The 12,805-nt window shown below is 65.0% G+C and carries 12 protein-coding genes, 1 pseudogene and 1 riboswitch; of the genes and pseudogenes, 10 read left to right on the top strand and 3 right to left on the bottom strand.

What is annotated here, in order from left to right; all coding sequences use genetic code 11:
* Nucleotides 1-118: 118 nt before the first annotated feature.
* A pseudogene (locus VEI45_RS26500) lies at nucleotides 119-806 on the bottom strand (tyrosine-type recombinase/integrase); the annotation flags it as partial.
* 316 nt (nucleotides 807-1,122) lie between these two features.
* Here VEI45_RS26500 and VEI45_RS26495 point away from each other — a divergent pair.
* The 4 genes from VEI45_RS26495 (at nucleotide 1,123) to VEI45_RS19025 (ending at nucleotide 4,540) form a co-directional block, all read left to right on the top strand.
* Entirely contained in the window at nucleotides 1,123-1,743 is a 621-nt protein-coding gene (locus tag VEI45_RS26495; RefSeq protein ID WP_414687529.1) for a DUF4189 domain-containing protein, read from the top strand.
* Entirely contained in the window at nucleotides 1,743-1,964 is a 222-nt protein-coding gene (locus VEI45_RS19035) for a hypothetical protein (RefSeq protein WP_324856014.1), read from the top strand. Before VEI45_RS26495 ends, VEI45_RS19035 begins: the two co-directional genes overlap by 1 nt.
* A 670-nt stretch (nucleotides 1,965-2,634) precedes the next feature.
* On the top strand, nucleotides 2,635-3,555 hold the full coding sequence (locus VEI45_RS19030; RefSeq protein WP_324856012.1) for an NADP-dependent oxidoreductase: 921 nt from the start codon (nucleotides 2,635-2,637) through the stop codon (nucleotides 3,553-3,555).
* Between the two features lie 259 nt (nucleotides 3,556-3,814).
* A riboswitch (SAM riboswitch) is annotated at nucleotides 3,815-3,929 on the top strand.
* A gap of 32 nt (nucleotides 3,930-3,961) precedes the next feature.
* A complete protein-coding gene (locus tag VEI45_RS19025; protein ID WP_324856010.1) occupies nucleotides 3,962-4,540 on the top strand; it encodes a hypothetical protein in 579 nt (192 codons plus the stop codon).
* Nucleotides 4,541-4,832: 292 nt separating this feature from the next.
* Here VEI45_RS19025 and VEI45_RS19020 read toward each other — a convergent pair whose 3' ends face one another.
* A complete protein-coding gene (locus VEI45_RS19020; RefSeq protein WP_324856008.1) occupies nucleotides 4,833-5,540 on the bottom strand; it encodes a restriction endonuclease in 708 nt (235 codons plus the stop codon).
* 254 nt (nucleotides 5,541-5,794) lie between these two features.
* On the opposite strand from VEI45_RS19020, the gene VEI45_RS19015 reads away from it, so the two are divergent.
* From VEI45_RS19015 to VEI45_RS19000, 4 genes are all read left to right on the top strand, one after another.
* A complete protein-coding gene (locus tag VEI45_RS19015) occupies nucleotides 5,795-7,189 on the top strand; it encodes a DUF7159 family protein (protein WP_422656388.1) in 1,395 nt (464 codons plus the stop codon).
* A gap of 70 nt (nucleotides 7,190-7,259) precedes the next feature.
* Nucleotides 7,260-8,627, top strand: coding sequence for a wax ester/triacylglycerol synthase family O-acyltransferase (locus VEI45_RS19010; RefSeq protein ID WP_324856004.1), 1,368 nt, complete (start codon nucleotides 7,260-7,262; stop codon nucleotides 8,625-8,627).
* 60 nt (nucleotides 8,628-8,687) lie between these two features.
* Nucleotides 8,688-9,173: an NUDIX domain-containing protein gene (locus VEI45_RS19005; RefSeq protein ID WP_324856020.1), complete on the top strand. Its 486-nt coding sequence runs from the start codon at nucleotides 8,688-8,690 to the stop codon at nucleotides 9,171-9,173.
* A 21-nt stretch (nucleotides 9,174-9,194) separates the two neighbouring features.
* Entirely contained in the window at nucleotides 9,195-10,100 is a 906-nt protein-coding gene (locus tag VEI45_RS19000) for a haloalkane dehalogenase (RefSeq protein ID WP_324856002.1), read from the top strand.
* Between the two features lie 6 nt (nucleotides 10,101-10,106).
* Here VEI45_RS19000 and VEI45_RS18995 read toward each other — a convergent pair whose 3' ends face one another.
* Complete coding sequence (locus VEI45_RS18995; RefSeq protein WP_324856000.1) at nucleotides 10,107-10,544, bottom strand: lipoprotein LpqH; 438 nt, start codon at nucleotides 10,542-10,544, stop codon at nucleotides 10,107-10,109.
* 73 nt (nucleotides 10,545-10,617) lie between these two features.
* Here VEI45_RS18995 and VEI45_RS18990 point away from each other — a divergent pair, with 73 nt between their 5' ends.
* The gene (locus tag VEI45_RS18990) at nucleotides 10,618-11,850 is read left to right on the top strand and encodes a cytochrome P450 (protein WP_324855998.1); all 1,233 of its coding nucleotides are present in this window, start codon (nucleotides 10,618-10,620) and stop codon (nucleotides 11,848-11,850) included.
* An 86-nt stretch (nucleotides 11,851-11,936) separates the two neighbouring features.
* A partial coding sequence (locus VEI45_RS18985) for a DUF222 domain-containing protein (protein WP_324855996.1) occupies nucleotides 11,937-12,805 on the top strand: 869 nt, incomplete at its 3' end.

The following is a 12,805-nucleotide window of genomic DNA, read 5'->3' as shown; positions in this document are numbered from 1 at the left end:
CTAAGGAGCACGCCTCGAAAGCGTGTGACGGGTAATCCCCGTCCGAGGGTTCAAATCCCTCCGTCACCGCCATTTCTCCCAGCCTATCTATGCAGGCAGATGTGGGTTTCTGTGTTTGCTAGCAACCCTCGGATACGCCCCGTGGCCACATATTCAGGGTGACTCCGACCGCGTCCAGATCGTCGTCGAACAGGTCCGCATAAGTGTCGAGAGTGATCTTTGCTGACTTGTGGCCAAGCATGCGTTGCAGCGCCAAGACGTTCACTCCCGCCGACACGGCCAGGGATGCGCACGTGTGCCACAGCTGGTGCGGAGTGATCTCCTGCAGCTTGGCCCTTTTCACCGCAGATGTGAACCATCCACCGTCGGACTTAGGCCGGGGAAGATAGCCACCGCCTTGGTATGAAAACACCAGGTCGCCCGGCTCCTTACCGGCGCACTGGCTTGCCAGTTCCTTGAGCACGAACTCAGGCACCGGAACCGACCGCGCTTTGCGCCCCTTCGTCGGACCTACCGTGGTTAACACCAAGCTGCACGGCGTTCTCAATCACGTTGAGCCGGCGGCGCAGGAACTCCACGTCGCGCACCCGCAGCCCCACCGCTTCTCCCCATCGGATGCCGGTGTAGGCCAACGCCAGCACTAGCGTTCGGTGTTGGCCAGATTCGTCAGCGAGCCGGTACAGGTCATCCGCCGACAAGTACACGCGCCGCTTGCACGTCTTGCGGGGCAGGTTCTCCACGCCCTTGGCCGGATTGGCCGCCAGCCGCTTGGCTTTAACCACATCGGCCAGGACGCCCGATAGCATGCTCCCTGATCAGCCGAACTTCCATAGCTCGGGCTTCCGCGTCGGTCGCCGTCTCGGAGTCCCAGAGGATCTCTTTGCGTAGCCTCAATTCGAGCCGATGCCCATCGAGGTCAAGGTCGGCGGCGATTTGTTCGTGTGCGCTCGGGCTACCGAAGTACAAGAGCCCCACCCCCCAACTTTGAAGGTGGTTGGAAGTCGAGTAGTCGGCTACGTATGCCGCCCCGCAGCGCGGCGAGACAATTAAGCCATTCTGTTCTGACGGGTGGAGGACCGCCGGGCAGGTGACAACCAGGGGATTGCTGGGAGGTGGACCGACATGTCGTATGTGATCGCGGCGCCGGAGATAATGACACAACGCGGCCGGATCGCGGCCGCCGCCCTGCTTCTCGGCGCGCCCGCCATGATCGCCGGCGTGCTCAGCGCAGCGGCACCGGCCCAGGCCTTCCCGCCCCTTTGCTTTGGAGGACCTTTCGGACTTCCTTCTTCTTGCACCGGGGTCGCCCTCGCTTTGTCGGAGGAGGACGGAGCCATTGGTTGGGCAGTGGACTATCCGAACGCGCAGGACGCCGAAACAGAGGCAGTAAATCAGTGCAGTAATGTTCCGCCCCCGGATGACCTGGGGGGAAATTGCGGCGGGGGCGGTCCCAGTGCTGACAGCGGGTGCGTGGCAGCCGTCAGCATCCCCGATTCGCAAGGCGGCTGGTCGATTCCGGCGACTGGTACCGGCACGACGGCGTATATCGCCGAGACAAACGCCCTGGCTGCCAACGGCGGTCAGGGCTGGGTCGTCGGGTCGGCGTGCGCCGACGATTCCGCCACTCCTCGCAGCGGCGGTGGGCTTAGGACCCGTGAAATACCACTTCCACCTGGATTTCCGAGATTCCCGACGAACCAAGCGCCTCTGCAGCCTCTGCAGCCGCCGGTTCTGCAGCCGTGATGAGCACCGTCGACTGGACGATGCAGACGATGCCTTCGGAAGAAGATGTTGCCTGCATTGACCGTCTGGTGGAAGACATAATCCCACCCAATGAACCTGACCGGGTCACCGTCGACTGGACGATGCAGACGATGCCTTCGGAAGAAGATGTTGCCCGCATTGACCGTCTGGTGGAAGACATAATCCCACCCAATGAAGTTGAACAGCGCCACCCCGCATGAGGTCCCATTCGACACGTGAAGTGACTCGATGGGTGGGCGTCATGGACGCGATTCGTCGAGCCGGTGGGCGTTCTACTCGATCAGCTTGAACAAGCAGGCTGCTAAGCCATCGACGCCCTGACCGCATCACCGCTCCATCGTCCGCCAGCGTTCAGCGTGCAGGTCGGAATCGATTGACCGGTCAGCTAAGAACGCTGACCACCACGGCAGGGCTGCCCACCTGGAAAGCGCCTGGCGAACATCACGTGCCGTGCCGGGCATCATGCCCCGGCGGCTCACTCCAAACCTCAGGTGCTCATAGCTCGCTGCAGGTCTTTCACATGCGCGGGGTACCACGTTCCAGCCGTTCGGCGGCGGCTTCTCCGCGTGCTGCTTACACGCCCAATGGCCGTCCACTTGCGTCACTGCCCACCGCTGGCAACCTGAGCCACCCCAGGACGCCTGCCGCGCCGTTCTGGCGTCACAAGGCCGCTGTTCCTCACTCATTACGCTCCCTCCCCATGTGCTGTACTTCCTGTTCTGGCACAGCGCCGTTACTCACAACGCGCCCGCGCTGACGCCGAGGCCGCCGCGCGGCGGCTCCGCATCAAAATGCTGCGTTAGCTGACATATGCCAGCGGGTACTGCGTCACTGCCGACAACAAAAACCCACATCAGGTAAGGACCTGTAATGAAAGCCATCACTGTTTCAGATCGTGAGGCCGGTGTCGCTGGCCTGTCGCTCACGGACCTGCCCTACCCCCAGACGGCCGACAACGACGTCGTCGTGCGGGTGCACGCCGCGGGTTTCACACGCACGGAGCTTGACTGGCCGCACACTTGGATCGACCACGCGGGTCGTGACCGGACACCGATCGTGCCCGGCCACGAGTTGTCGGGCGTCGTGGTTGAGTTGGGGTACGGCGCCACCGGTTTGAGCGTCGGTCAGCGGGTGTTCGGGCTCGCCGACTGGGCCCGCAACGGCTCGCTCGCGGAGTACACCGCTGTGGAAGCCCGTAATCTCGCACCGCTGCCAATCGACATCGACCATACTGTGGCCGCGTCGCTGCCCATCTCTGGATTGACCGCCTGGCAGGGCCTGTTCGACCACGGCCGCCTCGCCGCCGGACAAACGGTTCTGATCCACGGCGCCGTGGGTGGGGTTGGGTCGATCGCGGTGCAGCTCGCTCGCGAGGTCGGTGCGCGCGTCATCGGTACCGGCCGGACCGCAGATCGAGACCGGGCGGGGGAGCTCGGCGTCCACACCTTCCTCGACCTGGAGACCGAAAAGCTGGAGGACGCAGGCGAAGTCGACGTGGTGTTTGACGTGATCGGCGGAGACATTCTGGCCCGCTCGGCGGCTCTCGTGCGGGCTGGCGGAACGCTCGTCGCCATTGCCGAGCCGCCGAAGACCCTGCCGCGGAATGGGCGGGCAGTTTTCTTCGTTGTCGAAGCCGATCGCGCCCAGCTCGCCGACCTCGCCGCGCGAGTACGGGATGGACGCCTCAAACCGGTGGTGAGTGCCGTGCTTCCACTCGCCGAAGCTGCCGCCGCATTCGCTCCCGACAAGCGCATCCCTGGCAAGACGATCCTGCGCGTAGCCGAAGACTGAGGCGCTGCGGGTAACAGCCCCGTCTACCAGGAGCACGGCGACCGGGGTACTCCTGGTTTCAGCGATCCGCGCCACGGACAGCGCTGTTGTGCACGTTGTGTGCACGCCATCAAGCCAAGATTTCAAAAATAGCCTCTGAGCTGCATAAACTATGGTGCGCGGTACTGGGATTGAACCAGTGAATGCACTGGTGCGCGCTTCCTCGCGGCTATGTCTTCTGTCCAGCACCGAGTCGGTTCGTTCCCGTAGAGTGACCTTGCTTCACGAGTTGCCGTCGCCAAGCTCCGACTAGACGCACGCCAACCCCACGCTCATGGGTGGCTCGGATGACGAAGCGGCCTAGGACATCGACCGGTGTCGGGCAAGAGCGCCTCCCAAGCGGAGGCTCGGAACAATGGAGATTTCCATGTCCGGTTATATATGGGATCTTTCGGGCACCGATAGGCAGTGCGATTCATACGCGCCGGGCCATCTGATCCACTGGATTCATTTCAACCATTCCATGCGGGAGCCGTCGGTGGTCACCCCTGTCACCGCATCGGTAGACGACGACGGGCTGGTGCACATCGAGGGCGATGGTCTATCTCTGGTGCGGTGGAATCACCGACCGGCGCTGTTGCGCGCTGCGCTGCAACGCTTCGGCGGGAGGGCGGACTGGAAGCCCCGCTGGTACATCCTTGCGGTCCCAACCGATGCATTCATGGGAAGTGCGCGCAGCGTATTCAGCTTGGCAGCGCCGGACGAACGGCGACAGTGCCACGTTATCCGCCGAGCAGACTCTGACGGCCCGCCTCCCCGTGCGGGTACTACGACCCGGCAGCGTTACGTGGAGAACATCTGGGCCGAGCAGGAGGCCAAGAACGCCGAGCTTAAAAAGATGGACTACAGCCACATCCCACCGCTGCGCATCGCTGACCGGTATGTGGCGGGCAGGCCGCGCCGCAATCCCTTTGCTGGTCGCCGATTCGTTGACGACCACACGTAGTCCGCCTGCTTCGGTATCTCTGATCGCCCTCGTGGCCACAATTTGGCCACAATTTGGCCACAGTTACAGTTAGCTCATGTGAACTACTGTGATGTTTTTCCGCAGCTAGTGCCTATTTCGGCTCCCTGACCAGGTAGCTGAATAGGGTTCAAATCCCTCCGCCACCGCCATTGCTTTCCCGCGAGGTTTAGAGCCAGCTTGGTTGCCACCAATCCAATGGAGTCAACAGATACTTGTATTCAGGGCTGCGCCGTATTGTCTGGTCGCTTCTCTCGCCGTCGGCTCGTTGGTGCTAAGTCGCCGTCTGTGCGGGCGGCGGTACCCAGGCTTGCAATGCTCGGCGCCCAATCAATTGACAACGGTGCGTATAGGCCAATTGCCTTGCAGCAGTCGTGAACTCCTGGTTGCTCACGACAATGCTTCTGGTGCAGCCGTGGTGCACTGCACCCGAGACCACCTGCTGGACGGCCGCGACACCGACCGATTTACCGAGGCGCTTGCACTGGATCGCCACGCACTGGCCGTCCTTTTCGGCGATCAGGTCGACGCCATAGTCACCGGTCGCCGAGGTGAACTCCACCTGCCAGCCGGCACGCCGCAGGCGCGCGGCGACGTAGCCCTCGAACTCCACCCCGCTCATGGTGTCAATTGCCGTCATGCCGGTGTCCGGGCGCTCACGCCGCAGTAATAGCGCCAACAACATGCCGAAGGTAGCTCCCGCCAAGCCCAACCAGAGGCTACGGCCGATGCCGCCGACAATGAGCCCGAAGTAAAGCGGGAGAAAGATCAGCGCAATTTTCATGCCGGGAGTCCCGAGGTTAGCCAGGATGCCCTGCGCATGGGTCGATGATAAGGACGGCGACGACAAGTTTGGCTGGTCGACAAGGCGACGGTATTTCAAGGCGGCCGTCAGCCGGCGAAGATCATGTCCTTCCAGGGCTTCGGCGGCGCCGAGCGCAGCAAATCCGACTGCCGGTCCCGACCGATGCTGGAGACGCATTTCGGCCGCGCCTTCGTGTACAGCGTCGAACCCGTGTGGCTACGTCGTGCAGTCGGTCTTCGCCGACACCGAGATTGACCCCGCCGCCTACTGCGAGGGGTTGGCCCTACTCAGCTGATCCCAAGGTCAGCCTTCCGTTCGCGGGTTGCTCTACCGAGTAGGGTCAAGGCATCAGACTCGCTGGGGGGCATGCGCGTCGCGATGTCGTGAGTCAGAACTCCGCAGCGCACATCTGCTTGGGGGCTTGGGAGGACATGGAGGGCGTGGACGTCGTACTCGGGATGTCGATGGCACCCTCGACAGTCCGGATGGTGCTGGTCGAAGGAACAAACGGTGACGGCGCCACCGTCGACCGGGACGGTTTCCCGGTCGCTACCGCAGCGGCCATCGGCAACTCACCAACCTCGACCGCGGCCAATCAGGTGATGGCAGCGATCCTGGGCACCCGAGAAGGCGCCGCTCAGGGGGGCTATCGGTTGGCGTCGACCGGCCTGACCTACGCGGATCCCGTTGAGGCGGGGGCGTTGCACGATGCGCTGGCTGCCCACCGGGTGGAAAACATCATGCTGGTCTCGGCCTTTCTGGCTGCGGCCGCGTTGGCCCAGTCTTTCGGCACCACCATCGGTTACACCCACACCGGGTTGCTTTTCATCGAGCCGGACTGTGCGACGCTGGCGGTCGTTGACTCGACGGACGGTTCGGTCACCGACGTTCGCAAAGTGTCCCTGCCGGATGACGACGCGGACGCCGTCGCTGAGCTCACCGCCCTGGCCGCCGACGCGGGCCGGCTGCAACCACGTCCACAGGGCCTGTTCGTGGTGGGCTCCAACGGTGTTGACGTCGGGATGATCAAGGCAGAACTCGACGCCGCCACCCCGCTTACCGTCAGCGCGCCCACCGAGCCCGAATCGGCGCTCGCGCGCGGTGCGGCGCTGGCGTCCGCGCACGCACCGCTGTTCGACTGGTCAACCTCCGCCCTGGCCTATGCCCAAGATCCCGGCACCGGAGCCGCGGACCCGGTCATGTCGGTCCACGACGGCACTGGCGGCGCTGACGGCACTGACAGCCAACAACGGGCCGACAGCGCCGCGCCAGACGAAGCCCACATCTACACCGCTGTCGCAGACGCGGGATTCGTGGCCGACGAAACCGAGCCGGGCCGCCGGCCGTTTTTGGTCGCACTCGGGGTTCTGATGCTCTTCGTCTTCGGTGTCGCGGCGCTGACGATCTCGCTGGCGCTCGACATCCGACCATCGGTCAGTAACCGGCCCAGCCTTGGGAAGAGTGTCGTGGTTCCGGCCAGGCCGGTGCCTCAACCGGCGCAGGCGCCGGCCGCTCCGGCGGTCGTCCCGGCTGCTCCAGCTGCGCCGGCGCCCGCCCCGGCCGCTCCGCCACCGGCCGTTGCGCCGGTCATACCTGTGCCGGTTGCTCCGCTACCGGCGCCACAGCTTCCGGCTCCGATGCCCGGACCAGGGCCGCTGGCTCCAGGCCCGCCGCCCCCGATGCCCGGGCCCGGACCGTGGGCCCCGGGGCCGCCACCTGGGCCGGGTTCCATACCTGGACCGCACGGACCGGGCATCCCGCTTCCGGGCATCCCGCACGGCCCGGGTCTGCCGGGGCTTCCCGGTCTTCCGGGCCTTCACCTCTGATGCCATAGGCCAGCGGCTGGTCCGCGTGGATTCGGCCGAATCCGCCACATCCCAGGGCTTTAATGGGGCGATGGAGCTGATGTCGCCCACCGACTCGATTTTCCTGCTGACCGAATCACGCGAGCACCCCATGCACGTCGGCGGCTTGCAACTGTTCGAGCCGCCGGAGGGCGCCGGACCGGAATTTGCCCGGGAAGCCTACGACGCTCTGGTCGCCAACCGCGATTTTCAGCCCACCTTCCGCAAGCGCCCTGCCTGGGTTCTCGGCGGAGTCGCCAATGTCGCTTGGGCCTATGACGATTCGGACGACGTCGACATCGACTACCACGTGCGGCGCTCGGCGCTGCCATCGCCGGGGCGGGTTCGCGACCTGCTCGAGCTGACCTCGCGGCTGCACAGCAGCCTGCTCGACCGGCATCGCCCGCTGTGGGAAGCGCACTTCGTTGAGGGTCTGAACGACAGCCGGTTCGCCCTCTACAGCAAGTTCCACCACTCATTGATCGACGGTGTTTCCGCGTTGAGGCTCATGCAGCGGACATTTTCGACCGATCCCGATGATCCGGAGCTGCGGCCGATCTGGAACCTGCCACGCCGCGGAAACGGTAGCCATTCCTCAAACCGGTCCCGGTTGCAGACGCTGAGGGACGCCGCCGGATCCGTTGCGGCGTTTGGACCTTCGACGTGGTCCCTGGCGCGTGCCGCGCTAGTGGAACAGCAACTGACGCTACCGTTCGCCGCGCCGCGCACGATGCTCAACGTCCGGATCGGCGGCGCGCGCCGTGCCGCTGCGCAGTCCTATTCGCTGGACCGCATCAAAAGCATCAAGCGGGCCGCCGGGGTGAGCGTCAACGATGTCGTCCTCGCGATGTGCGCCGGTGCGCTGCGCCACTACCTGCTCGATCAGCACGCGCTGCCGGACACTCCGCTGATCGCAATGGTCCCGGTGAGCCTGCGGTCAGCCGAGGAAGCCGACAGCGGCGGCAACATGGTCGGCAGCATCCTGTGCAACCTGGCCACCGACGTCGAAGATCCGGCGAAGCGGCTCGAGGCAATCAGCGAATCGATGCGGGGCAACAAGAAGGTGTTCTCCGAACTGCCTCGGCTGCAAGCATTTGCGTTGTCGGCTTTCCTCATCGCGCCGCTGGGACTCGCCGCGGTTCCTGGCTTCGTCTCGTCGGCACCACCGCCGTTCAACATCGTCATCTCCAACGTGCCGGGGCCAACCGAGCCGATGTACTGGGGCGGCGCGCGGCTCGACGGCAACTATCCGCTGTCGATCGCGCTGGACGGGCAGGCGTTGAACATCACGGTGACCAACAACGCCGGCAACATCGATTTCGGTCTGGTCGGATGCCGGCGAAGTGTGCCGCACCTGCAGCGGCTGCTCGGTCATCTGGAAAGCTCGCTGAAAGATTTGGAACGCGCGGTTGGAGTTTGACCAGCGACGATGCAGAGTGCGCAGCGCGATGAGGAGCCGGGCAATTCGGCTCAGCTGGCGATGCCCAAGCTGAGCGCGGGGCTGCTGCTGTATCGGGTGTGCGACGACGTTGTCGAAGTCCTGATCGGCCATCCGGGTGGGCCGTTTTGGGCTCGCAAGGATGACGGCGTCTGGTCGATTCCTAAAGGCGAGTACACCCACGGCGAAGACCCGTGGGCAGCCGCGCAGCGTGAATTCGAAGAGGAAATCGGACTGCCGCCGCCAGCCGGACCGCGGATGGAGTTTCCGCCGCTGAAGCAGCCCAGCGGCAAGGTCGTCACCGCGTTCGCCGTGCGCGGCGATCTTGACCTCGCCGATGCGCACAGCAATACCTTCGAACTCGAATGGCCCAGAGGATCCGGGCGGGTGCGGGCTTTCCCCGAGGTCGACCGCGTCGGCTGGTTTTCGGTGGCGCAGGCCAGGACCAAGCTCCTCAAAGGCCACCGTCCATTTCTGGATCGATTGATGGCACATCCGACCCTGGCCGATTTGCGGGAAGGCGAATGAACCTGGCGTATGTTCACAGTCATGCAGACGCTGCGAACACCAGACGACCGGTTCACGGATCTACCCGAGTTCTCCTATGCCCCAAACTATTCCGAGGTCTCAGACGACGACGGCGGGACGCTGCGGATGGCCTGGGTGCAAGACGGCCCGGACGATGCCGATCCGGTGCTCATGCTGCACGGCGAGCCGTCGTGGTCATTCCTATACCGCAAGATGATTCCGGTGCTGACCGCGGCCGGGCATCGCGTCGTCTGCCCGGACTTGGTCGGGTTCGGTCGCTCTGACAAGCCGGCTCGCATCGAGGACCACACCTATGCGCGACATGTCGAGTGGGTTCGGGCACTGGTCTTCGACACCTTGGACCTGCACCGGGTCACCTTAGTCGGGCAGGACTGGGGCGGATTGATCGGACTGCGCCTGGCCGCCGAGCATCCCGAACGCTTCAGCAGGCTTGTCGTCGCCAATACCGGGCTGCCGACCGGAGATATCCCGATGCCGGAGATCTGGTGGCGGTTCCGCGAGGCGATCCAGGGGGCGCCGTCGATCGATGTCGGGCGGTTCGTGCAGGGCGGCTGTCGCCGGCCGATGAGCGACGAGGTGCGCGCGGCCTATGACGCGCCATTCCCGGACGACACCTATTGCGCTGCGCCGCGTGCCATGCCGGGCTTGGTGCCGACATCACCGGATGACCCGGCGGCACCGGCCAACCGCTCGGCATGGGCCAAGCTTTGCGCGAGTTCGACGCCGATGTTGGTGGCTTTCAGCGACGGGGACCCGATCACTGGCGGAATGGCGCCGATCTTTCAGCGCGAGATGCCCGGCGCACAGGGGATCGAGCACCCGATCGTGCATAATGCCGGGCACTTCCTCCAAGAGGACGCCGGCGAAGAGCTCGGCGGCTACATCGTCGAATTCCTGCGTGGCTGACCGACGTCAGCAGGACACTCGCAGCTCGAAGGATTCCGTCGTACGCTCGGTCGCCTTGGCGCCGGCGAAACCGACCGCGGTACCTGCGATTCGATAGGTGGGACCGGTCATCGCGACCGCGGCTTCGCCTTGCAGATGGCGGTCATAGCTGCCGGTGAAGCCGTCGAAGTTGCGGAACCGGACGAATTCGGCGACCAGCTTGTTCGCGTTGGACAGCATCACGGTCACACCCGAGTCCTCGTCGCCGGTGCTGATTGTTCGCAACCAGTCGATGGCCTCACATTGCACCGCGTCAGTGATCCGCGCGGTGCCGCCGTTCACGCTGAGTTCGGCGGTGCCGGCGGGCAGTGTGCCGGGTGCGGGCTTGATCGCGGGGTGCGATGAGCAACCGGCGCAGCCGATCATCGTGACAGCCACCGCGACGACCAGCGATCTACCGTCCATCACGACCTCCCTGTTCGCCAGCCTGGCGGCGTGCATCGCGTGGCCATCTTCCCAAGGCCTGCACAATGTGTACATGACGAGTGTGTCGAGTGTCGCCGAGCCGCAGGCATTGCTGTTGCAGCTATTGGACCCGGCCAACCGCGCCGACCCGTATCGCGTCTACAGCCAGTTCCGCGAGTGCGGCCCAGTGCAGCTGCCAGTTTCCAACCTCACTGTGTTCTCGGCCTATCGGGACTGCGACGAGGTGCTGCGCCACCCGTTGTCCTCTTCCGACCGGCTCAAGTCGGCAGTGGTGCAACGTATGCTCGCGGGGGCTGGCGCTTCGCGCCCGATGGCACCTCCCAGTTTCCTGTTTCTCGATCCACCCGATCACACCCGGCTGCGCAAACTGGTCAGCAAGGCGTTCGTGCCCAAGGTGGTCAATGAGCTGCAACCGGACATCGCGCAACTGGTCGATGGATTGCTCGACCGCATCGCCGAAAGGGGCCGGTTCGACGTCATCGGTGATCTGGCCTACCCGCTGCCGGTGGCGGTCATCTGCCGACTGCTGGGAGTTCCGCTGGCGGACGAGCCGGGGTTCAGCCGTGCGTCGGCGCTGCTCGCGCAGGCGCTCGACCCGTTCTTCGCGGTCACCGGCGAGCCGGCGGAGGGTTTGGAGGAGCGCATTGGCGCCGGTCAGTGGCTGCGGGAATACCTGCACGACCTGATCGAACAGCGCCGCTCACGTCCGGGCGACGATCTGATGTCGCGGTTGATCGCGGTAGAGGAATCCGGCGATCAGCTGACCGAAGATGAGATCGCCGCGACCTGCAGCTTGCTGCTGATCGCCGGGCACGAGACCACGGTGAACCTGATCGCCAACGCCGTCTTGGCGATGCTGCGCCACCCCACGCAGTGGGCCGCGCTGGGCGCCGACCCAGATCGCGCTTCGGCGGTCATCGAGGAAACGCTGCGCTACGACCCGCCCGTGCAATTAATGCCACGATTCGCCGCCGACGACATGACGATCGGGGATACCCGGGTAATCAAGGGCGACACGATGCTGCTCCTGTTGGCCGCGGCGCAGCATGACCCCGCCGAGTTCGAGCAGCCGGAGACCTTCGATCCAGATCGAAAAGCGTTCCGGCACTTGTCGTTCGGGCGGGGTCTGCACTACTGCCTGGGCGCACCGCTGGCTCGGCTGGAGGCGGCGGTCGCGCTGTCGGCGGTGACGACGAGGTTCCCTGGAGCGCGGTTGGACGGTGATCCGGTCTACAAGCCGAACGTCACGCTGCGCGGGTTATCGTCACTAGCCGTGGCGGTGTAACTGCCAGTTATCCACAGTCGGCAGTTTGTCCACAGGTTGGAGGTTCCGGGCGCCGCTAGTCAGTGGAGGCGGCTAAGATCGCTCATATGTTCGATGCAGGGTTGTTGGGATCGGCGGATCTGGCGACCGCGGACGACAGCATGGTGATCGCCGCGATCACCGGGTGGGCCTGCGTCGAGGCGGCCGCCTCCGCACGCCGGCTCGCGGCGATCGCGGAGCTAGTACGCCGACGCGCCGACGGCCCGACTGACTGCGCGCAGTGGTCGTGCGACAACTGGGATTCAATGGCCGCCGAGGTCGCCGCCGCGTTGCACGTCAGCCACGGCATGGCGTCGGGCCAGATGTATCTGAGCATCGCATTACGCGACCGGCTACCCAAGGTGGCGGCGTTGTTCGTTGACGGGATGCTCAGCGCGCGGTTGGTGGCCGCGATCGTGTGGCGCACCGATCTGATCAAAGACGAGGCGGCGCTGGACTTGGCCGATAAGACGTTGGCCCAAGAGGCCATCCGGTTCGGGCCGCTGTCGGTGGCCAAGGCCGAGCAAGCGATTGATGACATTGTCGATCGTTACGATCCCGCGGCGCTGCGGCGGACCCGGGCGGCGGCCCGCGGTCGCGACGTTGTGATCGACTCGCCGCACGGCGCGGATGGCACCACCAACCTATGGGGAACGTTGTATTCGACCGACGCGGCGGTGCTGGACCGGCGGTTGACGCAGCTGGCTCACGGAGTGTGCGATGACGATCCGCGCACCATCGCCCAGCGCCGCGCCGACGCGTTGGGCGCGCTCGCCGCCGGGGCCGACCAGCTGGCGTGCGGCTGCGGTAACGCCGTGTGCCCAGCCAGTGTCGATGGCGACCAGCGGGCGATAAGTGTCGTCATTCACGTCGTCGCCGAAGAATCGGCCTTGACTGCGGCCCCCGACCCGCACATGTCGGGCGAGCGGCCGGCGCG

Origin of the sequence: Mycobacterium sp. (genome assembly GCF_035623875.1) — a bacterium.
Taxonomy (GTDB): Bacteria; Actinomycetota; Actinomycetes; order Mycobacteriales; family Mycobacteriaceae; genus Mycobacterium.
This window is presented reverse-complemented; position numbering and strand designations above follow the sequence as displayed.

Excerpts from the sequence above, each read along its gene's own strand:
- VEI45_RS18990 (WP_324855998.1), top strand. The coding sequence starts at position 10,618 with ATGACGAGTGTGTCGAGTGTCGCCGAGCCGCAGGCATTGCTGTTGCAG.
- VEI45_RS19030 (WP_324856012.1), top strand. The coding sequence starts at position 2,635 with ATGAAAGCCATCACTGTTTCAGATCGTGAGGCCGGTGTCGCTGGCCTG.
- VEI45_RS19035 (WP_324856014.1), top strand. The coding sequence starts at position 1,743 with ATGAGCACCGTCGACTGGACGATGCAGACGATGCCTTCGGAAGAAGAT.
- VEI45_RS19025 (WP_324856010.1), top strand. The coding sequence starts at position 3,962 with ATGTCCGGTTATATATGGGATCTTTCGGGCACCGATAGGCAGTGCGAT.
- VEI45_RS19015 (WP_422656388.1), top strand. The coding sequence starts at position 5,795 with ATGGAGGGCGTGGACGTCGTACTCGGGATGTCGATGGCACCCTCGACA.
- VEI45_RS19000 (WP_324856002.1), top strand. The coding sequence starts at position 9,195 with ATGCAGACGCTGCGAACACCAGACGACCGGTTCACGGATCTACCCGAG.
- VEI45_RS18995 (WP_324856000.1), bottom strand. The coding sequence starts at position 10,544 with ATGGACGGTAGATCGCTGGTCGTCGCGGTGGCTGTCACGATGATCGGC.
- VEI45_RS26495 (WP_414687529.1), top strand. The coding sequence starts at position 1,123 with ATGTCGTATGTGATCGCGGCGCCGGAGATAATGACACAACGCGGCCGG.
- VEI45_RS19020 (WP_324856008.1), bottom strand. The coding sequence starts at position 5,540 with ATGCGTCTCCAGCATCGGTCGGGACCGGCAGTCGGATTTGCTGCGCTC.
- VEI45_RS19010 (WP_324856004.1), top strand. The coding sequence starts at position 7,260 with ATGGAGCTGATGTCGCCCACCGACTCGATTTTCCTGCTGACCGAATCA.
- VEI45_RS19005 (WP_324856020.1), top strand. The coding sequence starts at position 8,688 with ATGCCCAAGCTGAGCGCGGGGCTGCTGCTGTATCGGGTGTGCGACGAC.